The organism is Nitratireductor arenosus, from assembly GCF_009742725.1.
In the GTDB taxonomy this organism is placed as follows: domain Bacteria; phylum Pseudomonadota; class Alphaproteobacteria; order Rhizobiales; family Rhizobiaceae; genus Mangrovimarina; species Mangrovimarina arenosa.
The window spans coordinates 566,099-592,073 of the sequence record NZ_WPHG01000002.1 but is presented as its reverse complement, the minus strand read 5'-3'; the positions used below and the strand labels follow the sequence as shown (position 1 = coordinate 592,073).

Genomic DNA, 25,975 nt, shown 5'->3' with positions numbered 1-25,975 from the left:
ATCCCCGCTATCCACATTTACGACACACAAGATGTTGCGGTCATAAAACTTCCAAGAACGAGCCCTTGACGCTGCGGGACGAGTCGCTTTTTATTGGCCATGCGCTCTTGTTGAGAGTGCGGCCGGAGAGTTCCGAGCCCGGTCTTTTTCCAGATTTTTGTGCGTTTGAGCCGTTGTCCGCCCAGTTTCGAGGGTAGCGGACGCCGTGGAAAAAAACGTGCCGAGGGGGACCTGAAAGCGACGGGCCGGGGTGGCAAAAATTGCTTGTTAACACTATATTTAGTGTTTGCGCCCAACCTCGGCACTAGATAGCGTAAAATTCTCCGGGACGGGGAATCGCGATCAGCGGGAGTACGAGGAACCCGCCGCCCTTGCCGATCGCCAGGAAGGCGTTTTTCAAACGCCTTCTCGGCCTTGGACAAGGGTCGGCGAAAGGAGACCCGAGCGCACATGACGAGGCGTACGGGAATGGCGGATCTGTGTCTTTGGAGCGAGCGCATGGCGCTTGTGGACGAAGGCGCTATATTTAGGGACTAGAGGGACCAAAATGCGCATCGAGCGTCGTTTCACCAACCAGGGCCTGTCGGCCTATGCGGAGATCGAATTCCGCAAGGCCACGAGCGAGATCAAGAACCCCGACGGCTCGGTCGTCTTCAGGCTCGCCGACATCGACGTGCCGAGACAGTTCAGCCAGGTCGCAGCCGATATCCTGGCGCAGAAATATTTCCGCAAGGCCGGCGTGCCCGCCCGCCTGAAGCGGGTCGAGGAAAACGACGTGCCGTCCTTCCTGTGGCGCTCGGTCGCCGACGAGGAGGCCCTGGCCGAGCTGCCTGAGGACGAGCGCTACGGCTCCGAAACCGACGCGCGCCAGGTCTTCACCCGCCTCGCCGGCACCTGGACCTACTGGGGCTGGAAGGGCGGCTATTTCGACGGTGAGGACGACGCCCAAACCTTCATGGACGAGCTGTGCTACATGCTCGCCACCCAGCGCGTGGCGCCCAACTCGCCGCAATGGTTCAACACCGGCCTCTACTGGGCCTACGGCATCGACGGCCCCGGCCAGGGCCACCATTACGTCGATCCCTTCACCGGCAAGCTGACCCGGTCGAAATCGGCCTATGAGCATCCCCAGCCGCATGCCTGCTTCATCCAGTCGGTCGGCGACGACCTCGTCAACGAGGGCGGCATCATGGATTTGTGGGTGCGTGAGGCGCGCCTGTTCAAATACGGCTCCGGCACCGGCTCCAATTTCTCGCAATTGCGCTCCGAAGGCGAAAACCTGTCGGGCGGCGGCAAGTCGTCGGGCCTGATGAGCTTTTTGAAGATCGGCGACCGCGCCGCCGGCGCGATCAAGTCGGGCGGCACGACCCGACGCGCGGCCAAGATGGTGGTGGTCGACGTCGACCATCCCGACATCGAGGCCTATATCGACTGGAAGGTGAAGGAGGAGCAGAAGGTCGCCTCGCTCGTCACCGGCTCCAGGATCGTCAAGAAACATCTCGACGCGATCATGAAGGCCTGCGTGAATTGCGAGGCCGACAACGGCGACTGCTTCGATCCGGCCAAGAACCCCGCGCTCAAGCGCGAGGTGCGCGCGGCCAAGAAGAGCGCCGTGCCGGAGAATTATATTCGCCGCGTCATCCAGTTCGCACGCCAGGGCTACACCGCGCTCGATTTCAAGACCTACGACACGGACTGGGATTCGGAAGCCTATCTGACGGTATCGGGCCAGAATTCCAACAATTCGGTCTCGCTCAAGGACGACTTCCTGCGCGCGGTCGAGGCTGACGGCGACTGGAACCTGATCCGCCGCACCGACGGCAAGGTCGCCCGCACCGTCAAGGCCGGCGATCTGTGGGAAAAGATCGGCCACGCCGCCTGGGCCTCGGCCGATCCGGGCCTGCATTTCAACACCACCATGAACGACTGGCATACCTCGCCGGCGGCCGGTCCGATCCGCGCGTCGAACCCGTGCTCGGAATATATGTTCCTCGACGACACGGCCTGCAATCTGGCCTCGCTCAACCTGCTCGCCTATCGCGGCAAGGACGGCGCTTTCGATATCGCCGCCTACGAGCACTCGGTCCGGCTGTGGACCATGGTGCTCGAAATCTCGGTGATGATGGCCCAGTTCCCGTCGAAGGAGATCGCCAGGCTTTCCTACCAGTACCGCACGCTCGGCCTTGGCTACGCCAATATTGGCGGGCTGTTGATGACCGCGGGCATTCCCTACGATTCCAAGGAAGGCCGCGCCATCTGCGGCGCGCTGACCGCGATCATGACCGGTGTGGCCTACGCCACCTCGGCCGAGATGGCCGGCGAGCTCGGCGCCTTCCCCGACTACGAGCGCAACGCCGACAATATGCTGCGCGTGATCCGCAACCATCGCCGCGCCGCGCACGGCCAGGCCGACGGTTATGAAAAGCTCGCCGTCGACCCGGTGCCGCTGATTGCCGAGGATTGCCCCGAGCCGGCCCTGATGGAGCACGCCCGCAAGGCCTGGGACCGCGCGCTCGAACTCGGCGAAAAGCACGGCTACCGCAACGCCCAGGCGACCGTGATCGCGCCGACCGGCACGATCGGCCTGGTCATGGATTGCGACACCACCGGCATCGAGCCCGATTTCGCGCTGGTGAAGTTCAAGAAACTGGCCGGCGGCGGCTATTTCAAGATCATCAACCGCGCCGTGCCGGAGGCACTGCGCACGCTCGGCTATTCCGAGGCCCAGATCGCCGAGATCGAGGCCTATGCGGTCGGCCACGGCAATCTGAACCAGGCGCCGGGCGTCAATCCCAGCACGCTCAAGGCCAAGGGTTTCGGCGACGAGCAGATCGCCGCGCTCAACGCCGCGCTCAAGAGCGCCTTCGACATCAAGTTCGTGTTCAACAAATGGACGCTCGGCGAAGCGTTCTGCAAGGAGGGGCTCGGCCTCACCGACGAGCAGCTCGACGACTTCTCCTTCGAAATCCTGCCCGCGCTCGGCTTTTCCAGGAAGGAGATCGAGGCCGCCAACATCCATGTCTGCGGCGCGATGACGCTGGAAGGCGCGCCGCATCTCAAGGACGAGCACCTGCCCGTCTTCGACTGCGCCAATCCGTGCGGCAAGGTCGGCAAGCGCTATCTGTCGGTGGAAAGCCATATCCGCATGATGGCGGCCGCCCAGCCCTTCATCTCGGGCGCGATCTCCAAGACGATCAACATGCCCAACGACGCCACGGTTGACGACTGCAAGGCCGCCTACATGCTGTCGTGGAAGCTGGCGCTGAAGGCCAACGCGCTCTACCGCGACGGCTCCAAACTGTCGCAGCCGCTCAACGCCTCGCTGATCGCCGACGAGGAGGACGACGAGGACGACGCGGTCGAAACGCTGGTGGCGCATCCGGCCGCTGCGCGGGCTGCCGCCGTCACCGAAAAGATCGTTGAGCGCATCATCGAGAAAGTGGTGCGCGAGCGTGAGAAGCTGCCCAACCGGCGCAAGGGTTATACGCAAAAAGCGGTCGTCGGCGGCCACAAGGTCTATCTCAGGACCGGCGAATTCGACGACGGCCGGCTCGGCGAGATCTTTATCGACATGCACAAGGAAGGCGCCGCCTTCCGCGCGATGATGAACAATTTCGCCATCGCCATCTCGCTCGGCCTGCAATACGGCGTGCCGCTGGAGGAATATGTCGAGGCCTTCACCTTCACCAAGTTCGAGCCGGCCGGCATGGTCCAGGGCAACGACGCCATCAAGAACGCCACCTCGATCCTCGACTACGTGTTCCGGGAACTGGCGGTTTCCTATGTCGGCCGCCACGACCTCGCCCATGTCGACACGTCGGACTTTTCCAACACCTCGCTCGGCAAGGGAATTTCCGAGGGCCGGTCGCTGCCGGTTTCCAAGGGGCTGACCCGCGGCGCCGCCTTCCAGGTGGTGTCGGGCTCGGGCGAACCCAAGGGCCAGGCCGGCGGCGGCGACAGGCCGGCGCGCCAGCCCACTGCCCAGGGCAGCAATGTGCGCGCCATCGCCACGGCCGCCACCGCGGCCGCGCTCAAGCCGGCCGTGTCGGAACTGCAGCACCAGGCGACCGCCTTCAAGCGCGATTACGAGGAGCGCGCCAGGGAACTCGCCGACGAGGTCGCGGCAGAAGACAGCGCCGCGGAGACCTCGGGAGCCGGCGCGGCCTTTTCCGAGACCGCGCACAAGGAAGCGAGCGAGGCCAAGGCGCTCGCCGCCGAACGGCGCCAGAAGGCGATCATGCAGGGCTATACCGGCAATATGTGCTCGGAATGCCAGAACTTCACCATGGTCCGCAACGGCACCTGCGAAAAATGCGACACCTGCGGGTCGACGTCAGGGTGTTCGTGACACATCACAACCGGCAACGGTGAGACAGAATCAGGTCGGCCCGGTCGCAAGACCGGGCCGATCTGCTTTGCGGGCCTGGAACGATTGCTTCTCGCGCCTCTACCCTTTCAATCTCGGCGGCCCGGCAATTGTCGCAACCTTCGTCATCCCAGGGCAGTGCAGCCGCGAAGCGGCGTCGCGGAGACCCCGGTGTCCATGCCTGAAGGCGGCGACCGTGCGAGACGGTGAAGGAAGAGACCGTTCGGCATCCCCCACCCTTCGCCAGCGTTCTGGCAGAATCCTCGGGTCAAGCCCGAGGATGACGACGCGGAGAGGAGCCGCGCGTCATGCTCAACTGAAGCTACCATCCTGTCCCGCGAAAAAGCTCTTCCCAATCGGGGTTCATGCGCTCGCATCAGGTCGACCTTCCATTGCCGCGGCCAGCGCTTGAGCGATTTTCGCCCTGGATAGCGTCGCGGATGTCGAAATGCTCCTCATACCCGACGAGCCGCCGCACACCATATTTGCCGCCGAACCGCGACCCGCGACCGACCTTGTGCTCCCGCATCCGGCGACCGTGCGAATTGGTGACGCCGACATAGATCATGCCGCGCTTCTGGCTCGCCGGCATGTAGACGTAGCCGGTCACGGCGCACCTCGCGATCAGTCGCGGAACGGTCGCCGCAACGCTTCGACCCGGTCAAAGCCGCTTCACCTGCTCGATACACGTTTCAAGATCGGACCGAAGCCGGTCGAGCGCCCGCAGCACCTCGGCCCTGCCGCCATCGGGCACGGTGTAGGGCCGCGCGGCCTCGGCAAAACCGACCGGTACCGCATCCTGCGCACCGAGAATCGCCAACGCCTCCTCCAACCGGCCGGCCGGTATCCGGCTTTCTCCGCGTTCATATTTCCCGACCTGCTGCCCGGACAATCCAAGCCGCCGCGCAAGTTCGGCCTGGGACTGGCCGGCCGCCTTGCGATGGCGTGCGAGAGCCCGTCCCATCTGCTTGTCGCGTTCGTCGGGTCTTCTGGACGTGTACATGACGGCATAATTGAAAGGTGCACATGCTACTATTCACGATCACAAATTGCAGACAATATATTTCGAGTTGTATATCCTCGGAGAAATAAACTTCAGAGTTCATTTTGGTTTTTCCAGACGATGGCAGAACCCCTCTCGCCAACGTCTGAAATCGAGTGCAGGCCGTTCCGCTGCCGCCGGCCCTCGATGTTCGGCCGTACCTCTCGGGCCGGAACCCTTTCCCCGCCCTCCCCGTTTGGAAAGAACGCACCAAACGACGGAGGCTCAAAAATGCACGATCTTTCTGGAAAGCACGTCGCCATTCTCGCTACGCACGGCTTCGAGCAGTCGGAGCTCGAAGTGCCGCTGCAAAAGCTCAAACAGGCCGGCGCCAACGTCCACGTCATCGCGCCCGAAAGCGGCGAGATCAAAGGCTGGGACGACAAGGACTGGGGTCGCGCCGTGCGCGTCGACAAAACGCTCGAGGAAGCCAATGCGGCCGATTACGACGCGCTGGTCCTACCCGGCGGTCAGATCAACCCCGATCTGCTGCGGGTCGAAAAGGACGCGATCGCGCTGATTGCGGCCTTCTGGAAAGCCGGCAAGCCGATCGGCGCCATCTGCCACGCGCCCTGGCTGCTGGTGGAGGCGGGCATCGTGAAAGACCGCAAGCTGACCTCCTACCCTTCGATCCGCACCGATGTGGTCAACGCCGGCGGCAAGTGGCAGGACGGCGCGGTCGTCACCGACCAGGGCCTGGTCACCAGCCGCCACCCGGGCGACCTCGAGGCCTTCTGCGCCAAGCTGGCCGAAGAAATCGCCGAGGGCCGCCACGGCCGCCGGGCGGCCTGATTCCGGGCGGCATCCACCGACAGGGGGAGCCACCACTCCGATTTCGCCTATTCGGCGGCCAGCTTATCCTGTGTCATCGTGTCGAAATCGGAGGCGTCGTGGCGCTCGTGCAACTGGCCGGCCGGATCGCCGGACGTCCGGTTGACCATGCGCCCGCGCTTGACCGCCGGACGGGCGTGGATCTGGTCGGCCCAGCGGATGACGTTTTTGTATTCGTGCACCGACAGGAACTCACCGGCGCCGTAGTTCCAGCCCTTCACGAGACCGCCATACCAGGGCCAGACCGCCATGTCGGCGATCGTGTAGTCGTCGCCGGCCAGATAGTCGACCTCGGCCAGCCGCCGGTCGAGCACGTCGAGTTGACGTTTGACCTCCATGGCGAAGCGGTTGATGGGATATTCCCATTTTTCCGGCGCGTAGGCGAAAAAATGGCCGAAACCGCCGCCGAGATAAGGCGCCGAACCCATTTGCCAAAACAGCCAATTCAGACATTCGGTGCGTGCCGGCTGCGTCGTCGGCAGGAATGCCCCGAATTTTTCGGCCAGGTAGAACAGGATCGAACCGGATTCGAACACCCGCACCGGCTCGGATCCGCTGCGATCCATCAGCGCCGGAATTTTGGAGTTCGGATTGACCTCCACGAAACCCGAGCCGAACTGGTCGCCGTCGCCGATGCGGATCAGCCAGGCGTCGTATTCCGCGCCCTTGTGGCCGAGGGCCAGAAGTTCCTCCAGCATGATCGTCACCTTCACGCCGTTGGGCGTGGCCAGCGAATAAAGCTGCAGCGGGTGCTTGCCGACCGGCAGGTCTTTGTCGTGCGTCGCACCGGCGACCGGCCTGTTGATCGAGGCGAAGGTGCCGCCGCTTTCCTTGTCCCACGTCCAGACTTTCGGCGGGGTATAGGCGGTGGTATCCGACATGCGTTGGCTCCTGGGGCTGGTTGTATGGTTCGGGGGTCAGATAGGTCGATCGTCCGCCGAACGCCATGCCCAACGATTGGTCCACACAATATTGTGTTCGCCAGGCCATAATTCACCAGATGCGGCAATACCCGGCACGTGATCATGCGCGCCGGCCCGTCCGCCTGCCTATCCGGCAGCGCGCGCCAGCCATTTGCGCCATTCGCCGGTGCTGCCGCGAAACACGTTCAGGTCGATGCGGCCGTCGACGCCATGCGACAGGCCCGATCCGGAATATTGCCAGAACAGCCATTTGCGTCCCGGATAGACTTTTGACGGATGAGCCGCGACCGAGCGAAGCCAGAACGGATGGTTCGGGAAAGCGCCCTTCAGATTGTCGGCGTAGAAATCGGGCGCGGTATAGATGACCGGCCTCTGGCCATAATGTTTTTCGAGCCGGTCGAGAAAGACCTGCATCTTTTCAAGCACCGTTTCGCGCGACGGGCGCTTCTTGCAGGCCGACAGGTGATTCCATTCCACGTCCAGCACCGGCGGCAGGGCGCCCTTTTCCTTCGGTACGTTGCGGATGAACCAGTCGGCCTGCGAGGAGGCCGAGCGGCACCAGTAGAAGAAATGATAGCCGCCGCGCGGGATGCCGGCTGCCTTGGCCGCGCGCCAGTTCTTCTTGAACATCGGATCGAGATGGTCGCCGCCGTCGGTCGCCTTGATCCAGGCGAAATTGGCACCCTGTCCGCGCAGCTTGGCCCAGTTGATATCGCCCTGCCAGCGCGATACGTCGACGCCGTGCACCGCGTGGTCGCCGGGCGTGACCTTGCCGAAATTGATCGGATGGGCGTCGCGAAAGCGCTGGCGCACCACCTTGCCGCCCGCGACAGGCGGCGCCGGCCGGCTGGTCGGTTTGGCGGGCACGATCAGGGCGACCTTTTCGGCCGCCTCCGCGGTGACGACGTCGGGTTCGGCGAGCGCCGTCACGCCGGCCTCGTTCTCCTCGACAGCCAAGCCGTCGCTGTCGCCCTCAGGCACGACGGCCGCCGGCCTGACGATCGAACTCGTCGTTTCCTGCGACGGACCGACGCTGTTCAAGGCGTCGAGGCCGGGGCTGGTCGTGCACGCGGCAAGCGCGGCACAGGCAAAAACGAGGGCGGCAATAGCGGGCGAGTGCATGAGGACCTGTACGCGGGACAAAACAGGTCGACGACACATCGCGCGCCGTCCGACCGAACCAGCGTCGATCCTCGTTCAAAAAGACCAAGAAAGTTTGAATCGAATTTTTACCATGTCCGCTTCGCGTTCGAACGCGAAGCGGATCGGCGATGAAGATTACGGCTCAGGCGCAAAGCCGCAACGGCCCCGCGCCCACGGCCGACGCCGCACCGCTGGTCAGCGCCCGGGCCGTCCGGCCGGCCTTGTGGGCGCGCATATGCACCTTATCGGCCAGGCGCCTGATCTCGCCGGGCGACACGCCGTCGCTTCTCATCATCATCAGGATGATCGGATCGTTCAGCAATTCATCGAGTGTGGCTTCGTCCTGCAGCATGTCCGTCTCCGAATCTTCGAGCCCGCCCGCATCGTCTAGGCGGGCAAGGTGACGGCGCCATGTCCGATTGGTGACGATCGGGTGGCCGGGCGAAGACATCGCGGTCACATTGCTTAACGCTCAGGCGATCACCAAGCCGAGACCACCGGTCGGCAGGCCGAGGATCGACGTTGTCCGGCGCTCGCCATATGTGGCTCGACCGTCGTTCCGTCAGTGCTTGCGCGCTTGCACGAAATAGACGTCGATCTCGGTCTCCCCAAGCCATTTCGCCGCCTCCAGCCGGTGCAGGCCCTCGACCAGCACGTGGCGCTTGCCGTCATGGCGGACCTGGATCGGCACCTTCATGCCGTTCTCCAGAATGTCCTCGGCGAGAAGCCGCACCGTATCGGGATGCAGGGTCTTGCGCCGCGCGGTCGGCACATAGATCGACGCAATCGCGACCTTCTCGATCCTCAGCATCATGGCTCCCGGCTGGTTTTCCTGAAGCCGGGATCATGAGCGGGCTTTGGGGCAAAGTCCAGCGCGGCCACGGCCGGGCCGGTGTGCGGCCATATGGGCGAAAGCGGTATGTCCGGCCGTATCCGCGGCGGACCTCCGGCCGACACCGCACTTGACCTTCCAGCTACGAGAACCCCCAACGTTTCACCCCATCGACGCCCGCCACCCAACCGGCTGCGCCGTCAGCCCCATTCGAGGAGACCCCCGTTGACCCTGCGCCGAACGCATTTTCTTGTCTCGATCCTTGTTCTCGCCCTGACGTCCCATGCCGCGCTCGCGGCCGATCGAGGCACCATCACGGTGTGGAAATCGCCCTGGTGCGGCTGCTGTCAGGCCTGGGCCGACGCGGTCGAAAAGGCCGGCTTCGACATCAAGATGCACGATGTCGAGGATCTCGCACCGGTCAAGAAACAGGCCGGCGTTCCCGACGCCATGCAGGCCTGTCATACCGCCGCCATCGACGGCTATTTTCTCGAGGGTCACGTGCCGCTGGAAGCCGTGGACAAGCTGCTTTCAGAAAGGCCGCAGATCGCCGGCATCGCCGTGCCCGGCATGCCCCAGGGCTCGCTCGGCATGGGCGACGATCCCGACGCGAGCTATCTCGCCTATGCGATCACGCGCGAGGCCGGCATCGAACCGACAGTCTTTTACCGGGCCGGCCGCTGACGGCGGCGACCATGTCGCGCAGCGGCGGAACGGTCGAAGGCGAAGGGGCATCAACGATTTGCGCGTTGAGGGGGAGTGCCTAGCGCGGCCCCTCACGAAAACTCTCGTCGGCCGCAGATAAGCCCGCCAACACGGCGGGGATCGCGGCGGGCAAATCTTCCGCGACCAGCCCCGCCCCCAGGCGCAGTCCGGCGTCGCCGTGCAGCCACACCGCCGCCGCCGCGGCCTCGAACCCCGGCATGCCCTGCGCTAGCAGGCCGGTAATCAGACCGGTCAGCACGTCGCCGGACCCGGCGGTCGCCAGATAGGGACTGGCATGGATGTTGATCACCGCGCGTCCATCCGGCGCGGCGATCACGCTGTCGGACCCCTTCAGCACCACGGTTGCGCCGGCGCGCGCCGCCGCCCGGCGGGCACGCTCCACCTTCGACAGACCAACATGCGCGCCGAGACCAGGAAACAGGCGGGCGAATTCGCCTTCATGCGGCGTCAGCACCACCGATCCCGCCTCCTCCACCCCGCCGAGGTTCAGGCAGGCAAACAGCGCCTCCGGCTCGCCCTCGAACGAAGTCAGCGCGTCCGCATCGAGAACCAGGCCCAGCCCGCGTTCGCGTCTCAGTCCTGCCGCCATGGCCACGAAAGCGCGGCATTTTTCGCCGACGCCGTAGCCCGGCCCGATCGCCAGCGCCGACAATTTGCGCTCGCCGGCGAAGGCGGCGACGTGGTCGGGATCGTCGGCGCGCTGAAGCATGATCGCGGTCAGATGCGCTGCGTTGACCAGCAGTGCCGAGGCCGGCGACAACAAGGTGACGGCGCCGGCGCCCGATCGTGCCGCCGCCATCGCTGCCAATCTTGCCGCGCCGGTCGCCGACGGGCCGCCGGAAAAGATGCCGGCATGGCCGCGGCTATATTTGTGGCCGAGCGGATCCGGGGCCGGCAGCGCGGCGCGCCACCGGCGCGGCGTGTTTTCAAACAGGTCAACGCCGATCTCGGCCAGAACCCGGCGCGGAATACCGATATCGGCGACCTCGACCGTGCCGCAAAGCCCCCGGCCGGGAAAAAGCAGGTGCCCGGGCTTGCGCCGGAAAAAGGTGACGGTTCGCAGCGCGGCCATCGCCGCGCCGAGCACGGCGCCGCTTTGCCCCGAGACACCGGACGGCAGGTCGACAGCCACGACCGGCGCCCCCGACAAACGCGCCTTGTCGACCAGCGTGGCAAAAACGCCGTCCAGCGGTCGGGCAAGGCCGGCACCGAACAAGGCGTCCACGACGACATCTTCCGCCGTGGCGCAAAACGCCTCCAGCGGCCGCACCGTCTCGGGGAAATCGGCAAGCGCGCGCGCCACCTCGCCGCCCTCGCGCGGCGCGGGAGCGAGATAGGCCGAAACCGCCATTCCCGCCTCGCGTAGAAAGCGCGCGGCCACCAGCCCGTCGCCGCCATTATTGCCGGGACCGCACAGAATATGCGCATGCCGGGCTTGCGGAAAATGCGCCAGCACGACAGCGGCCACAGCGCGCCCGGCATTAAGCATCAGCCCATAGCCGTCGAACGGCCCGCCTTCGATCGCCAGGCGGTCGGCTTTTGCCATCTGGTCCGGCGTCAGCAATTCGTCGCTCACCGCGCATCTCCCTGTTCGCACCCAACACTATTCGCCCGCGCGTGCCCCCGCCACGGCATCGTCTGCCGTTTTTTTAGGCCGGTTGCACACGGATTAATCACGCCGCATGATGACCCCGCACGGCCCGCAATCCTGTGCCTCGCCAAACCGGAGCCCGAACAGCGTAAATCCCCGATTTTACGCGGCCAGGGCGATGGCGAAGTTTGTCTCTCTGCCATGAACCGAACTGGCACGGTTCATGCTTTTAAGGTCGCAGCGCGGGAAAACGACCCGACATCGATGCCAGCGGAGGCAGAAACCTAGATGAAAAAGATCGAGGCGATCATCAAGCCGTTCAAACTCGACGAGGTAAAGGAAGCGCTCCAGGACGTGGGCCTGCAGGGCATCACGGTCACCGAAGCCAAGGGGTTCGGGCGCCAGAAAGGCCATACCGAGCTTTATCGCGGCGCCGAATATGTGGTCGACTTCCTGCCGAAGGTCAAAGTCGAGATCGTGCTGGCCGACGATGCGGTCGAGGCGGCGATCGAGGCCATCCGCAAGGCCGCGCAAACCGGCCGGATCGGAGACGGCAAGATTTTCGTCTCCAGCGTCGAGGAAGTCGTGCGCATCCGCACCGGCGAAACCGGCGTCGAGGCGATCTAGCGCGCCCCGCCAGACCCAGGCCGGTTTTTCAAGCAAACAGCCGAACAGGAAATAGAGCGGTGTGTCCGTTTGCGAGAAAACGACGACCACTCTTCAAAAATCTGCCCGCAAGGCATCTCACGCGTCAGACAGGGAAAGAGAGACCATGACGACAGCCAATGATATTCTCAAGCAGATCAAGGACAACGACGTCAAGTTCGTCGATCTGCGCTTTACCGACCCCAAGGGCAAGCTGCAGCACGTCACCATGGACGTGGTGGCGGTCGACGAGGACATGTTCGCCGACGGCGTCATGTTCGACGGCTCCTCCATCGGCGGCTGGAAGGCCATCAACGAGTCCGACATGGTGCTGATGCCGGACACCGAAACCGCCCACATGGACCCGTTCTTCGCCCAGTCCACCATGGTTGTGTTGTGCGACATTCTCGATCCAGTGTCGGGCGAAGCCTACAACCGCGATCCGCGCACCACCGCCAAGAAGGCGGAAGCCTATCTGAAGTCCGAAGGCGTCGGCGACACCTGCTTTGTCGGCCCGGAAGCCGAGTTCTTCGTCTTCGACGACGTCAAATACAAGGCCGACCCCTACAACACCGGCTTCATGCTCGATTCGACCGAGCTGCCGTCCAATGACGACACCCACTACGAAACCGGCAATCTCGGCCACCGCCCGCGCGTGAAGGGCGGCTATTTCCCCGTGCCGCCGATCGATTCCCTGCAGGATATGCGCTCGGAAATGCTGACCGTGATGTCCGAGATGGGCGTCGTGGTTGAAAAGCACCATCACGAGGTCGGCGCCGCCCAGCACGAACTCGGCATCAAGTTCGATACGTTGACCCGCAACGCCGACAAGATGCAGATCTACAAATACGTCATTCACCAGGTCGCCAACGCCTACGGCAAGACCGCCACTTTCATGCCCAAACCCGTCTATGGCGACAACGGTTCGGGCATGCATGTGCATCAGTCGATCTGGAAGGACGGCAAGCCGACCTTCGCCGGCAACGAATATGCCGGCCTGTCCGAAAGCTGCCTGTTTTACATCGGCGGTATCATCAAGCACGCCAAGGCAATCAACGCCTTCGCCAACCCCTCGACCAACTCCTACAAGCGCCTGGTTCCGGGTTTCGAGGCCCCGGTGCTGCTCGCTTATTCGGCCCGCAACCGCTCGGCGTCCTGCCGCATCCCCTACGGCACCTCGCCGAAGGCGAAGCGTGTCGAGGTGCGTTTTCCCGATCCGGCCGCCAATCCCTATCTTTCCTTCGCCGCGATGTTGATGGCAGGTCTCGACGGCATCAAAAACAAGATCCATCCCGGCCAGGCCATGGACAAGGATCTCTACGATCTGCCGCCGAAGGAATTGAAGCGGGTGCCGACCGTGGCGGCCTCGCTACGCGAGGCTCTTACCAGCCTCGACAAGGACCGCGCCTTCCTCAAGGCCGGTGGCGTGTTCGACGACGACCAGATCGATGCTTATATCGAACTCAAGATGCACGAGGTACTGCGTTACGAGATGACGCCGCACCCGGTCGAATTCGATATGTATTATTCAGTCTGATTCGACCCGTCTGGCGGCACCGCCGAGATTGCGAAACCCCGCGGCCGCGCCGCGGGGTTTTTCTATGTTGTGGAAACAAATCATAAAATGCCGCCGCGCCTTGTCGGCGCGCGCGCAAGTTCCCTAGGTGGGCGCCTCGACAATCCGCATGGGGAACGGACATGGTGGCGACAGCGCGCTTGGCGTTGATCGGATCGGTTTTCGGTCTGTTGGCGATCGTGCTCGCCTCGTGCCAGACGATGAGCAAGGAGGAATGTGCCGTCGCCGACTGGCACATCGTCGGTGAAACCGACGGGGCGGCCGGCCGCGCCTCCGATTATATTCTCAAACATGCCAAGGCCTGCCAGCGTGTCGGCATCGTGCCGGACCAGTCGGCGTGGCTCGCCGGTCGTGAAACCGGCCTGATCCGCTATTGCACGCCCCAAAACGGCGTCAGGATCGGAACCGAGGGCCAGAGCTACGCCAATGTCTGCCCGCCGCCACTGGATTCCCTGTTCACGCATGGCTATCAGCTCGGCAAACGCGTCTACGACGCACGCGCCCGGCGCGACAGGGCTCAAAACGACATTTCCCGCAAGGAGAACGAACGCCGCGAATTGACGGCCTCGCTCGGCTAGGACCCGGCCAAGGATGCCGCCATCCGGGCACAGAATCAGCCAACTCGACCGCGACATCGGTTTTCTTTATGGCTCCCAGAGCAGCGTCAATCTCGAATTGGGCCGCGCCGAAGCCGAGGCGGAGGGCTTTTTAGCCTCTCTCTAGCGCCCCGTCTGCCGCCACGGCGCGGGCGTCGAGACGCCGCGCCAGGTCGCGTCGGATCTCGATCCAGGCAAACCGGATCGAGTTTTCCACGATCTCGGCGTCGTAGCGCTTGAGGCGGTCGGCGACCGGCGCCCAGTGCAGCAGCGCCGCGGGGCTTTCGATGAAGGCGTCGCCGCCCGCTTCCAGATTTGCCCAATGCACCTCGTCGAGCCGCCGTTCGAACGCCGCCAGCCAGCCGGCCATGCTCGCCTCGTCCGGCACCTGGCTAACATTGTCGGCCAGTCCGACACGAAAACAGGTGCGCGCCAGGGCGCGCCGGCTCGTCTCGTCCAACCCCGTGCCCGCGCCGACACGGCCGACCGCATACACGGTGAGATCGGAAAGCGATGCGGCAAACACATGCATCTTGGCGATATTGACCGAGGCCACGAACGCCTCGTCCTCGAACATCGACGGATAGCGTGTGCCCATGCGCGCCTTGAGGTAGCCATAGAGCTTTTTCTGCGTGGCAAAAGCGGCCCTGGTGCTGGCGAAGCGGCACAGCGTCTCGACGCTGTCGATCGGCGCCGTGTCGCGCCGCACCCTCAACCGCTGGGCGAATTCGCGCAAAAACGCCAGGCCGGATGCCAGTTTAACGCTCACCATCGCGCTCTCCTGCAACCGATGGATACGACCAATGTCTCAATTCCCATTGTCCCGCCGATAACCGATCCTATCCAATCATCGATGTGATTCCCTGCCGGGACTCCGCGATGAGGCCGCTTGCAGCCAATGCTGCCAGCACAATGCAGGGAGGGAAAACACCATGTCCGGCGAACACGCTCCTCTGAGCGATGAAGCCCGGGATCGCTATTGGTCGAAAACCAGAAGCCTGACGATCGTCGTGCTCGTACTCTGGTTCTTCTTCTCACTTGTCATCCCCTGGTTCGTCAGCTCGCTCAACAGCGTCACTTTCCTGGGCTTTCCACTTGGCTACTACATGATCGCCCAAGGCTCGCTGATTGCCTTCGTTGTCCTCATATTCTTCCAGAACTGGCGCCAGGACCAGATCGACGAAGAATTCGGCGTCGCCGACGAATAGGAGGCGTATCATGGCTATGATCAAAGGAAATTTCCTCGACAATATCGGCCGCGTCTACGGGATCTACACCGGTGGCTTCATCGCCTTCATCATCCTGATGGCGATCCTCGAGCAGATGGGGGTTGGTGCCGACACGATCGGCATCCTGTTCGTCGCCTTCACCATCGCCATCTACGCGCTGATCGGCTGGTTGTCGCGCACGATGGAAGTCGACGCCTATTACGTCGCCGGCCGCCAGGTTCCGGCGGTGTACAACGGCATGGCGACCGCTGCCGACTGGATGTCGGGCGCGTCCTTCGTAGCGCTCGCCGGCGGCATCTATTTCGGCGGTTACGGCTATATGGCCTTCATCGTCGGCTGGACCGGCGGTTACGTGCTCGTCAATTCGCTGATGGCGCCTTACCTGCGCAAATTCGGCTGCTACACCGTGCCCGACTTCGTCGGCACGCGTTATGGCGGCAATCTGGCCCGCTTCTGCGCCGTCGTCGTGCTCGTGGTGGCATCGTTCACCTATGTGACGGCGCAGATCAACGCCACCGGAACGATCGCCGCCCGCGCCCTGCATATTCCGTTCTCTTACGGGGTGTGGTTCGGCCTGCTCGGTATCCTGTTATGCTCGATGCTCGGCGGCATGCGGGCCGTGACCTGGACCCAGGTGGCGCAATATATCGTGCTCATCATCGCCTATCTGGTGCCGGTGATCTGGATGTCGAACGCGCAGGGTTTCGGCATCATTCCGCACTTCACCTATGGCGAGGCGGCGACCACGATAGCCGGGCTCGAAACGCAATACGGGCTCAATCCGCCGGCCGAGGCCGTCCCCGGCCTGTCAGTGCTGACCACGCCCCATACCGGGCCGGTCGGCGATCTGGCGGAGTGGAAATTCGTCACGCTGGCTCTTTGCATGATGGCCGGCACGGCATCGCTACCGCACATCCTTATGCGTTACTTCACGACACCGTCGGTGCGGGCGGCGCGCAAATCGGTGGCCTGGTCGCTGCTGTTCATCTTCCTGCTCTACTTCACCGCACCGGCGCTCGCCACGCTGACGAAACTGCAATTGCTCGATCCCAGCCTGCCGACGGCCATCATCGGCAAGTCGATCGAGGAGGTGCAGAACCTGGCCTGGATTCAGAACTGGTCCAGCGTCGGCTTCCTGGCGATTGCCGACCAGAACGGCGACGGCATCCTACAACTGAACGAGTTCTTCATGCGGGCCGACATCGTCGTTTTGGCAACGCCGGAAATCGCCGGCCTGCCCTATGTCATCTCCGGCCTCGTTGCGGCCGGCGGCATGGCGGCCGCGATGTCGACCGCCGACGGTCTGCTTCTGGCGATCGCCAACGCGCTTAGCCACGATCTTTACTACAAGATCATCGACCCGAAGGCGGACACCGCCGTCAGGCTGATCGTGGCCCGTGTGCTTTTGGTCGTCATCGGCGCCGCGGCGGCCCTGATCGCCTCGATGCAGTTGACCGGTATTCTGGGGGCTGTGGCCTGGGCGTTCTGCTTCGCCGCATCGGGCCTGTTCTTCCCGTTGGCGCTCGGCGTGTGGTGGAAACGGGCCAACACGCCCGGCGCGATCGCCGGCATGGTCTTAGGCTTCGCCTCCGGCTCGGCCTATCTCTACTACGTCTATACCGGCGGCACGCCGTGGATGGGGCTCGACCATCTGCGCTTCGGTATCGTCGGCATGGCGACCAGCCTTGTCGCCATGGTCGTCGTCACCCTGCTGACGCCGGCGCCGGACGAGGAAACCCAGCGCATGGTCGACGAAACCCGGGTGCCGACCGGGCCGGCCATTCTTGCGGCCAAGCACTGACTTGACGCACACTGCGCGCGGGGACGGGAACAATTCCCGTCCCCGCGTTTTCGCGCAACGGATCCTTTCGGCATGGACCACACATTCGCGGCCTTTCCCCTCTGGGTGATCGTGATCGACTATCTGCTCGGCATCGTCATGTGGACGCTGGTCGGGCGGGCGGCAATGAACGTCTTCCTGCCGGAGGATTCCGACTTCTTTTTCATGAAATTCTTCGTCCGGGCGACCAACCCGATCCTGCGCCTGTTCCGCCCGATCACGCCGTCTTTTCTGCTCGAACCGCTGGTGCCGGTCTTCGTCGCCTGGTTCTTCTACATGATCCGCTTCTACCTAATGCCCTGGCTCCTGGGCTATTCGGTCATGGGCATGCTGTCCTTCCCGCTCGAAGGGGAAATCGCCCAGGCGCTCTACCGGATGTTCGGCAGCGGCAACTGAAGACATGGCGGCGCGACTGCCCGCTCAGTCGAGAGTCGCCAAAAGGGCGTGGGCGGCGGCGATGTCGGCAAAGCGCATGCCGCGCTTGCGCGCCGCCTCGGTGTCTTCGCCCCATTGGGCAATGTTCCAGTCCTCGTCGACATGCGCACCTGACCAGGCCTGATCGAGATCGACGGCACCGTCATCGAGCGCCAGCGCGATCAGCGCCGAGCCGGTAAGCGTGGTCATCACATGCAGGCAGGCGAGCCGGAACGGATCGGAGCGCGCGCGCAGATGGGTGCCGAGGACCGCGATCGACTCGCGCGGCTGTTCGACATGCATCACCCCCTCGGCAAGCACGAAACGCGCACCGAGCCGCGTCAGTGCCCAGTCGAGCACGGGATCCCAGGCCTCGGCCTGCAGCGCGGCCAGCCGTTCCGGGCTACCGGCGCGGTAGCACACCAGGTCCGACGCGGCGAAGCGCAAAATGTCCTCCAGAACCGCCTGCGGATCGTGGGCGACACCGTCGATCACTGTATTGGCGATGCGCGTCACCGGCATCGTCATAGGATCGATGATCTCGCCCTGCGCGGCGAACTCGCCGGCCACCAGCTCCGCCGCCGCCGCGTTGGGCAGCGCAAGCAGCGCCCTGCCCGGCGTGCGCACCGGCTTGCCGTCGAGCCGCACCTCGTGGCCGGCATCGCCCGCATAAGCCAGCACCTGTTTGTAAAAGCGCTTCGGCAAGGGCTGGCGCATCTTCTCCTGCGCCCGCTTCATCGGATCTGGCTGCGCCAGCCCGCGCCCATCGTCGAGATCGTTGAGTATGTCGCGCATAATGTTGTCCATCGGCAGAAAAGAAAACGGGTGGTGCGGCTCAGCCGCGCGCCGTGCGCCGCGACGGCCAGTTGGCAAGCACGATACCGACCGCGATCAGGCCAAGCGCGGCCACGATGTTCACCGAAACCGGTTCGTCGAGCAGTAGTCCTCCCAGCATGACCCCGAAAGCCGGCGTCAGGAAGGCGAAACTGGCAAGCCCGCCCGCCGGATAGCGCCGCACCAGCCAGAAAAAGACCAGATAAGTGAGCGCGACGACGTAGATCGCCTGGAACAACATCGCCGCGCTCGCCAGCGCCGTGACCTCGCGCAGGGCGGGACCGGAGACCGCCAACAGCGGTAACACCAGCACCGCCGACACGACAAGCTGGTAAAGCAGCACTTTTTCCGGGCTCGCCGTCGCCAGGCTGCTTTTGCGGATCACCAGGACCGTCGCCCCCCATAACGCGCCGGCGACCAGACACATGATGTCGCCGCGGATCGCGGCCGGACCGGGCAGGCTGAGCTTGTCGGAAAAGACCAGCGCGACCCCGCCAAAAGCCAGCACCGTTCCTGCGAGCTTCAGCATCGACATCCGCTCGCCGAGTAGGAAATGCGCGCCGACCAGCACCCAGAACGGCATGGTGTTAAGCATCAGCGCGCTGCGGGCGACGCTGGTATAGTCCAGCCCCCAGAACAAAAGCACGAACTCGCCGCCGAAAAGCAACCCCGCCAAAATGCCCGGCCACATCGTGCCGTCGCGTTCGAACAGCGCGACCCCGCGCCAGCGGCACCAGCCGTAAACGCACAAGGCCGCGATCGCCGAGCGCATGATCGTCAGCAGGACCGGACTGTAACCGACGCCCGCCAGCTTGGCGGCGACCCCGTTCAGCCCCCATGAAAAAGTGAGCACGATCATCAGTCCGGCCGCGAAGGTATCGATCGCGCCGTGCCGTTGAAGAGCCTGTGCCGTCCTCGTCATCTGTCCGGCGCCTCACCCTCGTCGAAACCAAGCAGGTTGAAGCTCTGCACCATATGCGGCGGCAGCGGCGCCGACACGTCGATCGTGCCGCTACGCGGGTGCGGGATGACGATCCGACGCGCGTGCAGGTGCAACCGGTTCTGGATGCCGCCCGGCATCTCCCAGTTCTGGTCGGCCTCGAAATATTTGGGATCGCCGATGATCGGACAGCCGATCGAGGCGGCGTGGACGCGCAATTGGTGGGTCCGTCCGGTAAACGGTTCCATCTGCAACCAGGACAGCGTCATGCCTGCCTGCTCGATGAGCCGGTAATGCGAGATCGCGTGGTCGGCCCCCGTTTCGCCATGCCGGGCAAGCCGCATGCGGTCGCCGTCCGGGGTCTGCTCCTTGACGAGCCAGGACGATATCCGGTCCTCGCGCTTGCGCGGCACGCCCTTGACCAACGCCCAATAGGTCTTTTTGGCGTCGCGCCCGCGGAAGGCTTCGGCCAGCCGCATCGCGGCCTGGCGCGTTCGGGCCACCACCAGCACACCCGAAGTGTCGCGATCGAGACGATGCACCAGACGCGGCTTTTCGCCCTTCTTGCTGCGCCAGGCCTCGAGCATCTGGTCGACATGCCGCGACACGCCCGAGCCGCCCTGCACCGCCAGGCCGGATGGCTTGTCGAAAACGAATACCTGCGGATCCTCGTAAAGCAGCATTTTTGACAGGAGATCGGCATCGCTGCGGTCGCGCATGGTGCGCTGCGTCAGCGGCGCGTCCCCCTTTCGGTCGACGGCGAGCGGCGGAACCCGCACCACCTGTCCCGGCTCCACGCGCGTGTCCGATTTGACACGGCCGCCATCGACCCTAATCTGGCCGGAGCGCAGCAGCTTTTGCAACTGCCCGAAGCCGAGACCGGGAAAATGCGCCTTGAACCAGCGGTCGAGCCGCATGCCGGCCTCGCCGCTTTCCACTTTGATCTGCTCTACGCCCGCCATCGCCCGTCGCCGGTCATGTCCGTTTCAAGCCGCGCACTTACCATCAGGCAAGGGCTCTTGCGAGCCACAATCCGCAAAACAGCGCCCCGACCGCGCCGATCACGCTGGCGGCAAGGTAAAGCGCCGCCAAGCAGAGGGCCCCGCGCTCCCACAAAAGCGCCACTTCGAGCGAAAAGGCCGAAAAGGTGGTGAAGCCACCCAACAGGCCGGTGGCCATGAACAGGCGTAGCTCGGGCGAGGCGCCGACGCGGCGGGCGAGCAACTCGACCAACAGCCCCATCGCGAAACCGCCGACGATGTTGACGGTCAGCGTTGCCCACGGAAAGCCCGGCCCCAGCAACCGGAGAAACAACACCCCGGTCAGATGGCGCAACGAAGCGCCGATGGCGCCGCCGGCCGCGATGATGGCGATATCCTTCATGCGGCGACACCTTGGCCATCGGCGGCCCGGAGTCAATCCGGAGCAGGCGACTTGTTGGGCCGCCCAGGTGGTGGCCGGTCCCCCGTCGCAGCCCGGTTTGAGAGGGGCGCGAGGCCCCCTGCCCGTATCGTTCCTCAGACGGCCTGCCGCTTGGCGCCGGCCTGCCCGGTGCAGTGCTCGACGAAGCCGGTCACGAAGGCGGCGAGCGCGTTCCAATTGGTGAATTCATGGTCCTTGGTCACATCGGTCGGCCCGCCCTCGCGATAGGCGATGTGTTTCATCAACAACCGTTTCAAAAAATCATAGCGCGGATAGCGCAACGCACCGGCCGCCTGATGCACCAGCACTGGATGCCAGCCGGTCTGACCGAAAAACGTCTGGGTGATCTTCTGGATCTCGGCGTGTTCCTCGGGGAATGGCGACGCGGAGGCAAGCGACACCGAGATGAAGGCGCCCGGCAGCTCGGCGAGCGCGCTGTCGTGCGCGGTCAACCAATGCGCGATCGCGCTCGGAAACTGGCCCATATGAACGGGCGCGCACACGATGACCGCGTCGGCCAGATCGAGGTCGGCGTCGCCAAGATCGCCGGCATCGAACACGGTGACCTGATGACCGAGGCTCTGGATTGTCGCCGAGACGTTGCGCGCGATCTTGCGCGTATGGCCCTCGACCGTTCCGTAAATGACGATGACATGCATGTAACCGTTCCTTTTCCTGTCTTGAAGGGGTCAGCAGACCCGCACCGCGCAAGCCTCGAAGGTGAAGTCGGTATCGGGCTCGGTCCGCGAGGCGCCGAACTGGCGTCCACCAACGCACTGGACGCGCGTCTCCGACACGTACCGGCCGCCGAGCTCGTCTTCACGCGGTGATGAAATAGCCGGCTTCGCATTGCTTCCCGGCGGCGATGGCGCGCGTGACCTCGTGCAGCCATGCCGGCTCGGTGGACTGCGCTGCCGCCGGCAACGCCAGTGCGCCGACGACAGGCAGGGATGTGAGGATAAGCCAAGGCTCGTTCTCCGAAATCCGCTCGCAAAATGGCGGCTTTTGGAAAGGCCGTCCTTGATCCCGGTCAAGCAGTCCGCAAAAGCGTCACCGACCCAGGACCGCCAATTGGTCGCGCAGGCGGAGGCCGACATGCAGACCGAGCGCGGCCGCCGGCGCGTTGACGGCCGAAACGACGCCGCAGGCCAAACTATCGCCTGCCTCGCCGATCCGCGCCGTGTCGTGCGCGACCGCGCAAGCGGCGATGCCCGCGCGTGCCAGCCGGTCGAGCCCGGCGATGCCGGCCCGCTGTTTGCCGATGCCGGCGTCGTTGAAGACGTAGAGCCTGGCCGCGACCGCGGCCGCGAAACGGGCCGCGCTGACGCCGCCATGCGAACCGGTCACCACCACCTTGCCGGCATCCTCGGGCAGGATCTGGGTGATGGAATCGATCAGGACGAGGTCGACATCGCCGAGCCTGTCGCTACGGCGACCGGATCCGGCGGTGTCGGCGTCAATTCCGTTCATCCTCCCGAACGGTCCCGGCGCAGTTTCGACCAATAGTCGAGCCGCTTGCGAAGTTCGCGCTCGAAGCCTCGCTCGGGCGGATCGTAATAGGTCTGACGCCCGATCCGTTCGGGAAAATAGTCCTGGCCGGAGAACGCGTCGTCCTGGTCGTGGTCGTAGAGGTAGCCGCCGCCATAGCTCTCCGCCTTCATCAGCTTCGTCGGCGCGTTCAGGATGTGCTTGGGCGGCATCAGCGAGCCATGCTGTTTGGCGTCGCGCATCGCCGCCTTGAAGGCGGTATAGACGGCGTTCGATTTCGGCGCGGTGGCCAGATACACGCAGGCCTCGGCCAAGGCCAGTTCGCCCTCGGGCGAACCGAGATAGTCGTAGGCGTCCTTGGCCGCATTGGCGACGACGAGCGCCTGGGGGTCGGCCAGGCCGATATCCTCGCTTGCCATGCGCACCAGCCGCCGACCGATATAAAGCGGGTCCTCACCGGCATCGAACATGCGCGCGAGATAATAAAGGGAGGCGTCGGGATCGGAGCCGCGCACCGATTTGTGCAGCGCGGAGATCAAATTGTAATGCCCGTCCTGGCCCTTGTCGTAGATCGGGGCGCGGCGCTGGACGATTTCCTGCAAGGCAGCCGCGTCGAACACCTCGTCAGCGCCCGCCGCGCGCCAGATCTCCTCGGCAAGCGTCAGCACCGCGCGGCCGTCGCCGTCGGCCATCCGCGTCAGCACGGCGCGCGCCGCTTCGTCGAGCGGCAGCGGCCGCGCTTCGATTTCCTCGGCCCGCCTCAAGAGCAGCGCCAAGCTGTCCGCGTCGAGCGCCTTGAAAACCAGAACCCGGGCCCGCGACAACAACGCGGCGTTGAGTTCGAAGGACGGATTTTCCGTCGTCGCGCCGACGAGGATCACCGTGCCGTCCTCCATCACCGGCAGGAAGGAATCCTGCTGGGCGCGGTTGAAGCGATGGATTTCGTCGACGAACAACAAGGTCTGATGGCCGTTGGCGCGCCGCAGCCGGGCCGCCTCGAACACCTTCTTGAGATCGGCGACGCCCGAAAAGATCGCCGAAATCTGCTCGAAGGCGAGCCCGGTTTCGCCCGCCAGCAGGCGTGCCACCGTGGTCTTGCCGGTTCCCGGCGGCCCCCAGAAGATCATCGAGCCGAGCGAGCCCGAGCGGATCAGTCGCGTCAGCGCGCCGTCCGGCCCGGTCAGATGCTCCTGGCCGACGACGTCGGCGAGTTTTTGCGGCCGCAGCCGGTCGGCGAGCGGGCGGGCCGGCTCGCGTTTCGGTGCCTCCTCGGTCTTAAACAGATCCCCCATGCGGCGCGCACCACCCCGTCAGTAACGCAGCATCTGGCGCAGCAACTGTCCGTCGCGCTCGACGGTCAAGCGCCACCAGCGCGTGTTTTCGGCCGCCGCGGAGACCAGCGCCTCGACCGTGTCGATCGGCACGCCGTTGACTTCGCGCACGATGTCGCGCGGCCGGAACCCGAACCCGGCCGCCGGCGATCCGCGCGGCACCTCGACCATCGCCACGCCCGTCGTGCGCGCCGGCAGGCGCAGGCGCCGGGCAAGGCGCGGCGAAAGCGCGGCCACGCTCGCGCCGGCGAACGGACTCTCGCCGGCGATCTCGACCGGGCCGCCGCCGCTGCCTTCCGGCGCCCGCGCCAGCGTCACCGTAAGCTTGCGCTTCGCGCCCTGGCTCAATATGTCGAAAGCAACCGCGCTGCCCATCGGCTGCGTGGCCAGGCGATAGCCAAGCGCGTCGACATGCTCGATCGGCGCGCCGTTGAGCGCCAGCACCACGTCGCCCGGCTTGAGCCCCGCCGTTGCCGCCGGTCCGTCCACGTCGACCGCCGTCACCAGTGCGCCGGCCGGTCGCTCCATGCCGAGCGCCTCGGCGATCTGCGCGGTGACGGGCTCGAACTGCGCTCCCACGAAAGGCCGTTCGAAATGGTCCTCGCCCTGGCGGGCGGCTTCCACCACCGCGCGCACCATGTTGGAGGGAATGGCGAATCCGATGCCGATCGAGCCGCCGGTGCGGCTGTAGATGGCGGTGTTAATGCCGACCAGGCGGCCGGCCATGTCGATCAGCGCCCCGCCCGAATTGCCCGGATTGATCGCCGCGTCCGTCTGGATGAAGAACCCGAAATCGACAATGCCGATATGGTTGCGCGCCAGCGCCGACACGATGCCGCTGGTCGTCGTCTGGCCGACGCCGAACGGATTGCCGATCGCCAGCACGAGATCGCCGACCTCCAGCGCATCGGAATCGCCGATACCGATCGCCGGAAACGCCGCATCGGCCTCAATCTTCATCACCGCCAGGTCGAGCGATTCGTCTTTGAGCAGGATCGTGCTTTCATATTCGCGGCCGTCCGACAGCGCCACCTTGATGTCGTCCGCCTCGCCAATGACGTGATAATTGGTCACGATGATGCCGGACGGATCCACGATCACGCCCGAGCCGAGCGAGGACTGCACCCGGGGCGGCATACGCCGGCCGAAAAACTGTTCGAAGAACGGATCGCCGGCAAACGGCGAGCGCGTCGCCTCGACCTGCTTGGCATAGACGTTGACGACTGCGGGTGCGGTTTCGCGCACCAGCGGCGCGAAGGAAAGCTGAATGTCCTGGCGGGCGAACGGCACCCGGCGCTCGGGCCCGCTTTGCGCCGGCCCGGATTCCACGGCCGCCTTGTCATCCGGCGCGTCCCGGCCGGGCAGAAGCTCGTTCAACAGACCGCGCAGGCCGCCAACATCCTCCTGCGCGTATGAAGGCACGGCGGCGCCGAGCGGCATCAGGGCGACAAACGCCAACGAAACCAGCGCGGCGGCCAGCAATTTTCGCATCAACGAATCCTCCATCACGGCACTCGTCGCATTGTCACCGTGATTGTGCAAATTGGAAGGCGAGCTCGCCCCGGAACGGCGGCATCGGCCCGGTTTCCGCGAAACAGTGCCGCCCGTCCGCATGGTCCACAACCTGCCGCGCGATCGCGATGCCATGGCTGGCCCAGGCAGGTTCGGCGCAATTGCCCGCTCACGCAATCGACCTTGCCCCTCACGCAAAGAAGGGGCCGAACGGCCCCTTCCTGTTCTACCGATTCTGACCAGGCGTTGCTTACGCGGCCTCGGTCTCCTCGACCTTTTCCTCTGCTTCGACGCGGGCGCGATCGGCGGCGCCCTTGGCCGAGACGTCGCGGTCGACGAACTCGATCACCGCCATCGGCGCGTTGTCGCCATGACGGAAGCCCGCCTTCATGATGCGCAGATAGCCGCCATTGCGCTCGGCATAACGCGGCGCGATGGTGTCGAACAGGCGTTGAACCAGCTTGTCACTGCCGACGCGCGAGATCGCCTGGCGCCGGGCATGCAGATCGCCGCGTTTGCCGAGCGTGACGAGCTTCTCCACGATCGGGCGCAGTTCCTTGGCTTTCGGCAAGGTGGTGGTGATCTGCTCATGCTCGATGAGCGAGGCGGCCATGTTTGTGAACAGGGCCTTGCGGTGGCTTGCGGTGCGGTTCAGCCGGCGGCCGGAACGTCCGTGGCGCATGAGCCTTCTCCT

General features: G+C 64.7%; 25 protein-coding genes and 1 pseudogene. 9 read left to right on the top strand and 17 right to left on the bottom strand.

Annotation, left to right across the window (positions count from 1 at the left end; translation table 11 throughout):
• Positions 1-547: 547 nt before the first annotated feature.
• A complete protein-coding gene (locus GN330_RS09805; RefSeq protein ID WP_156712488.1) occupies positions 548-4,348 on the top strand; it encodes a vitamin B12-dependent ribonucleotide reductase in 3,801 nt (1,266 codons plus the stop codon).
• Positions 4,349-4,688: 340 nt separating this feature from the next.
• Here GN330_RS09805 and GN330_RS09800 read toward each other — a convergent pair.
• Positions 4,689-4,976: pseudogene (locus GN330_RS09800) on the bottom strand (GIY-YIG nuclease family protein).
• Positions 4,977-5,027: 51 nt separating this feature from the next.
• On the bottom strand, positions 5,028-5,369 hold the full coding sequence (locus GN330_RS09795) for a helix-turn-helix domain-containing protein (RefSeq protein WP_156712487.1): 342 nt from the start codon (positions 5,367-5,369) through the stop codon (positions 5,028-5,030).
• Between the two features lie 270 nt (positions 5,370-5,639).
• Between GN330_RS09795 and GN330_RS09790 the strand changes: the two genes are divergently transcribed.
• Complete coding sequence (locus tag GN330_RS09790) at positions 5,640-6,200, top strand: type 1 glutamine amidotransferase domain-containing protein (protein WP_156712486.1); 561 nt, start codon at positions 5,640-5,642, stop codon at positions 6,198-6,200.
• A gap of 47 nt (positions 6,201-6,247) precedes the next feature.
• On the opposite strand, the gene yghU is transcribed toward GN330_RS09790, so the two are convergent.
• The 4 genes from yghU to GN330_RS09770 form a co-directional block, all read right to left on the bottom strand.
• A complete protein-coding gene (gene yghU / locus GN330_RS09785; protein ID WP_156712485.1) occupies positions 6,248-7,120 on the bottom strand; it encodes a glutathione-dependent disulfide-bond oxidoreductase in 873 nt (290 codons plus the stop codon).
• Between the two features lie 168 nt (positions 7,121-7,288).
• Positions 7,289-8,284, bottom strand: coding sequence for a glycoside hydrolase family 25 protein (locus tag GN330_RS09780; protein ID WP_156712484.1), 996 nt, complete (start codon positions 8,282-8,284; stop codon positions 7,289-7,291).
• Positions 8,285-8,447: 163 nt separating this feature from the next.
• A complete protein-coding gene (locus tag GN330_RS09775; protein ID WP_156712483.1) occupies positions 8,448-8,657 on the bottom strand; it encodes a hypothetical protein in 210 nt (69 codons plus the stop codon).
• 210 nt (positions 8,658-8,867) lie between these two features.
• The gene (locus GN330_RS09770) at positions 8,868-9,116 is read right to left on the bottom strand and encodes a ParB N-terminal domain-containing protein (RefSeq protein WP_156712482.1); all 249 of its coding nucleotides are present in this window, start codon (positions 9,114-9,116) and stop codon (positions 8,868-8,870) included.
• Between the two features lie 246 nt (positions 9,117-9,362).
• Between GN330_RS09770 and GN330_RS09765 the strand changes: the two genes are divergently transcribed.
• Positions 9,363-9,821 carry a DUF411 domain-containing protein gene (locus tag GN330_RS09765; protein ID WP_246188603.1) on the top strand — a complete coding sequence of 153 codons (459 nt, stop codon included), beginning with the start codon at positions 9,363-9,365 and terminating at the stop codon, positions 9,819-9,821.
• Positions 9,822-9,900: 79 nt separating this feature from the next.
• Here GN330_RS09765 and GN330_RS09760 read toward each other — a convergent pair whose 3' ends face one another.
• A complete protein-coding gene (locus tag GN330_RS09760; RefSeq protein ID WP_343040510.1) occupies positions 9,901-11,439 on the bottom strand; it encodes an NAD(P)H-hydrate dehydratase in 1,539 nt (512 codons plus the stop codon).
• A gap of 303 nt (positions 11,440-11,742) precedes the next feature.
• Here GN330_RS09760 and GN330_RS09755 point away from each other — a divergent pair, with 303 nt between their 5' ends.
• From GN330_RS09755 to GN330_RS09745, 3 genes are all read left to right on the top strand, one after another.
• Complete coding sequence (locus tag GN330_RS09755; RefSeq protein ID WP_156712480.1) at positions 11,743-12,081, top strand: P-II family nitrogen regulator; 339 nt, start codon at positions 11,743-11,745, stop codon at positions 12,079-12,081.
• A 145-nt stretch (positions 12,082-12,226) separates the two neighbouring features.
• Complete coding sequence (gene glnA, locus GN330_RS09750; RefSeq protein ID WP_156712479.1) at positions 12,227-13,636, top strand: type I glutamate--ammonia ligase; 1,410 nt, start codon at positions 12,227-12,229, stop codon at positions 13,634-13,636.
• Positions 13,637-13,797: 161 nt separating this feature from the next.
• Positions 13,798-14,253 carry a DUF2799 domain-containing protein gene (locus GN330_RS09745; RefSeq protein ID WP_156712478.1) on the top strand — a complete coding sequence of 152 codons (456 nt, stop codon included), beginning with the start codon at positions 13,798-13,800 and terminating at the stop codon, positions 14,251-14,253.
• A gap of 130 nt (positions 14,254-14,383) precedes the next feature.
• On the opposite strand, the gene GN330_RS09740 is transcribed toward GN330_RS09745, so the two are convergent.
• A complete protein-coding gene (locus GN330_RS09740; RefSeq protein ID WP_156712477.1) occupies positions 14,384-15,043 on the bottom strand; it encodes a hypothetical protein in 660 nt (219 codons plus the stop codon).
• Between the two features lie 160 nt (positions 15,044-15,203).
• Between GN330_RS09740 and GN330_RS09735 the strand changes: the two genes are divergently transcribed.
• The 3 genes from GN330_RS09735 (at position 15,204) to GN330_RS09725 (ending at position 17,736) form a co-directional block, all read left to right on the top strand.
• Complete coding sequence (locus GN330_RS09735; protein ID WP_156712476.1) at positions 15,204-15,479, top strand: DUF4212 domain-containing protein; 276 nt, start codon at positions 15,204-15,206, stop codon at positions 15,477-15,479.
• Positions 15,480-15,489: 10 nt separating this feature from the next.
• Positions 15,490-17,301 carry a sodium:solute symporter family protein gene (locus GN330_RS09730; RefSeq protein WP_156712475.1) on the top strand — a complete coding sequence of 604 codons (1,812 nt, stop codon included), beginning with the start codon at positions 15,490-15,492 and terminating at the stop codon, positions 17,299-17,301.
• A gap of 72 nt (positions 17,302-17,373) precedes the next feature.
• Positions 17,374-17,736, top strand: a complete 363-nt coding sequence (locus GN330_RS09725) for a YggT family protein (protein ID WP_156712474.1) — start codon at positions 17,374-17,376, stop codon at positions 17,734-17,736.
• Between the two features lie 24 nt (positions 17,737-17,760).
• Here GN330_RS09725 and GN330_RS09720 read toward each other — a convergent pair whose 3' ends face one another.
• From GN330_RS09720 to rplQ, 9 genes are all read right to left on the bottom strand, one after another.
• Entirely contained in the window at positions 17,761-18,549 is a 789-nt protein-coding gene (locus GN330_RS09720; protein ID WP_156712473.1) for an ATP12 family chaperone protein, read from the bottom strand.
• A gap of 40 nt (positions 18,550-18,589) precedes the next feature.
• On the bottom strand, positions 18,590-19,510 hold the full coding sequence (locus GN330_RS09715; RefSeq protein WP_156712472.1) for a DMT family transporter: 921 nt from the start codon (positions 19,508-19,510) through the stop codon (positions 18,590-18,592).
• A complete protein-coding gene (locus GN330_RS09710; protein ID WP_156712471.1) occupies positions 19,507-20,490 on the bottom strand; it encodes an RluA family pseudouridine synthase in 984 nt (327 codons plus the stop codon). Before GN330_RS09710 ends, GN330_RS09715 begins: the two co-directional genes overlap by 4 nt.
• Before the next feature lie 43 nt (positions 20,491-20,533).
• Positions 20,534-20,911: a fluoride efflux transporter CrcB gene (crcB, locus tag GN330_RS09705; RefSeq protein ID WP_156712470.1), complete on the bottom strand. Its 378-nt coding sequence runs from the start codon at positions 20,909-20,911 to the stop codon at positions 20,534-20,536.
• A gap of 134 nt (positions 20,912-21,045) precedes the next feature.
• Entirely contained in the window at positions 21,046-21,609 is a 564-nt protein-coding gene (locus GN330_RS09700; protein ID WP_156712469.1) for a flavodoxin domain-containing protein, read from the bottom strand.
• A gap of 391 nt (positions 21,610-22,000) precedes the next feature.
• Positions 22,001-22,420 (bottom strand): hypothetical protein, encoded by a 420-nt coding sequence (locus GN330_RS09695; RefSeq protein ID WP_197435106.1) that lies wholly within the window; start codon positions 22,418-22,420, stop codon positions 22,001-22,003.
• On the bottom strand, positions 22,417-23,730 hold the full coding sequence (locus GN330_RS09690) for a replication-associated recombination protein A (protein ID WP_156712468.1): 1,314 nt from the start codon (positions 23,728-23,730) through the stop codon (positions 22,417-22,419). Before GN330_RS09690 ends, GN330_RS09695 begins: the two co-directional genes overlap by 4 nt.
• Before the next feature lie 18 nt (positions 23,731-23,748).
• Complete coding sequence (locus GN330_RS09685) at positions 23,749-25,260, bottom strand: DegQ family serine endoprotease (protein WP_156712467.1); 1,512 nt, start codon at positions 25,258-25,260, stop codon at positions 23,749-23,751.
• A gap of 271 nt (positions 25,261-25,531) precedes the next feature.
• The gene (rplQ, locus tag GN330_RS09680) at positions 25,532-25,963 is read right to left on the bottom strand and encodes a 50S ribosomal protein L17 (protein WP_156712466.1); all 432 of its coding nucleotides are present in this window, start codon (positions 25,961-25,963) and stop codon (positions 25,532-25,534) included.
• Positions 25,964-25,975 lie beyond the last annotated feature (12 nt).

What these genes read in the sequence shown, in the direction of transcription:
- GN330_RS09805 (WP_156712488.1), top strand. Translation starts at nt 548, where the DNA reads ATGCGCATCGAGCGTCGTTTCACCAACCAGGGCCTGTCGGCCTATGCG.
- GN330_RS09795 (WP_156712487.1), bottom strand. Translation starts at nt 5,369, where the DNA reads ATGTACACGTCCAGAAGACCCGACGAACGCGACAAGCAGATGGGACGG.
- GN330_RS09790 (WP_156712486.1), top strand. Translation starts at nt 5,640, where the DNA reads ATGCACGATCTTTCTGGAAAGCACGTCGCCATTCTCGCTACGCACGGC.
- yghU (WP_156712485.1), bottom strand. Translation starts at nt 7,120, where the DNA reads ATGTCGGATACCACCGCCTATACCCCGCCGAAAGTCTGGACGTGGGAC.
- GN330_RS09780 (WP_156712484.1), bottom strand. Translation starts at nt 8,284, where the DNA reads ATGCACTCGCCCGCTATTGCCGCCCTCGTTTTTGCCTGTGCCGCGCTT.
- GN330_RS09775 (WP_156712483.1), bottom strand. Translation starts at nt 8,657, where the DNA reads ATGCTGCAGGACGAAGCCACACTCGATGAATTGCTGAACGATCCGATC.
- GN330_RS09770 (WP_156712482.1), bottom strand. Translation starts at nt 9,116, where the DNA reads ATGCTGAGGATCGAGAAGGTCGCGATTGCGTCGATCTATGTGCCGACC.
- GN330_RS09755 (WP_156712480.1), top strand. Translation starts at nt 11,743, where the DNA reads ATGAAAAAGATCGAGGCGATCATCAAGCCGTTCAAACTCGACGAGGTA.
- glnA (WP_156712479.1), top strand. Translation starts at nt 12,227, where the DNA reads ATGACGACAGCCAATGATATTCTCAAGCAGATCAAGGACAACGACGTC.
- GN330_RS09745 (WP_156712478.1), top strand. Translation starts at nt 13,798, where the DNA reads ATGGTGGCGACAGCGCGCTTGGCGTTGATCGGATCGGTTTTCGGTCTG.
- GN330_RS09740 (WP_156712477.1), bottom strand. Translation starts at nt 15,043, where the DNA reads ATGGTGAGCGTTAAACTGGCATCCGGCCTGGCGTTTTTGCGCGAATTC.
- GN330_RS09735 (WP_156712476.1), top strand. Translation starts at nt 15,204, where the DNA reads ATGTCCGGCGAACACGCTCCTCTGAGCGATGAAGCCCGGGATCGCTAT.
- GN330_RS09730 (WP_156712475.1), top strand. Translation starts at nt 15,490, where the DNA reads ATGGCTATGATCAAAGGAAATTTCCTCGACAATATCGGCCGCGTCTAC.
- GN330_RS09725 (WP_156712474.1), top strand. Translation starts at nt 17,374, where the DNA reads ATGGACCACACATTCGCGGCCTTTCCCCTCTGGGTGATCGTGATCGAC.
- GN330_RS09720 (WP_156712473.1), bottom strand. Translation starts at nt 18,549, where the DNA reads ATGCGCGACATACTCAACGATCTCGACGATGGGCGCGGGCTGGCGCAG.
- GN330_RS09715 (WP_156712472.1), bottom strand. Translation starts at nt 19,510, where the DNA reads ATGACGAGGACGGCACAGGCTCTTCAACGGCACGGCGCGATCGATACC.
- GN330_RS09710 (WP_156712471.1), bottom strand. Translation starts at nt 20,490, where the DNA reads ATGGCGGGCGTAGAGCAGATCAAAGTGGAAAGCGGCGAGGCCGGCATG.
- crcB (WP_156712470.1), bottom strand. Translation starts at nt 20,911, where the DNA reads ATGAAGGATATCGCCATCATCGCGGCCGGCGGCGCCATCGGCGCTTCG.
- GN330_RS09700 (WP_156712469.1), bottom strand. Translation starts at nt 21,609, where the DNA reads ATGCATGTCATCGTCATTTACGGAACGGTCGAGGGCCATACGCGCAAG.
- GN330_RS09695 (WP_197435106.1), bottom strand. Translation starts at nt 22,420, where the DNA reads ATGAACGGAATTGACGCCGACACCGCCGGATCCGGTCGCCGTAGCGAC.
- GN330_RS09690 (WP_156712468.1), bottom strand. Translation starts at nt 23,730, where the DNA reads ATGGGGGATCTGTTTAAGACCGAGGAGGCACCGAAACGCGAGCCGGCC.
- GN330_RS09685 (WP_156712467.1), bottom strand. Translation starts at nt 25,260, where the DNA reads ATGCGAAAATTGCTGGCCGCCGCGCTGGTTTCGTTGGCGTTTGTCGCC.
- rplQ (WP_156712466.1), bottom strand. Translation starts at nt 25,963, where the DNA reads ATGCGCCACGGACGTTCCGGCCGCCGGCTGAACCGCACCGCAAGCCAC.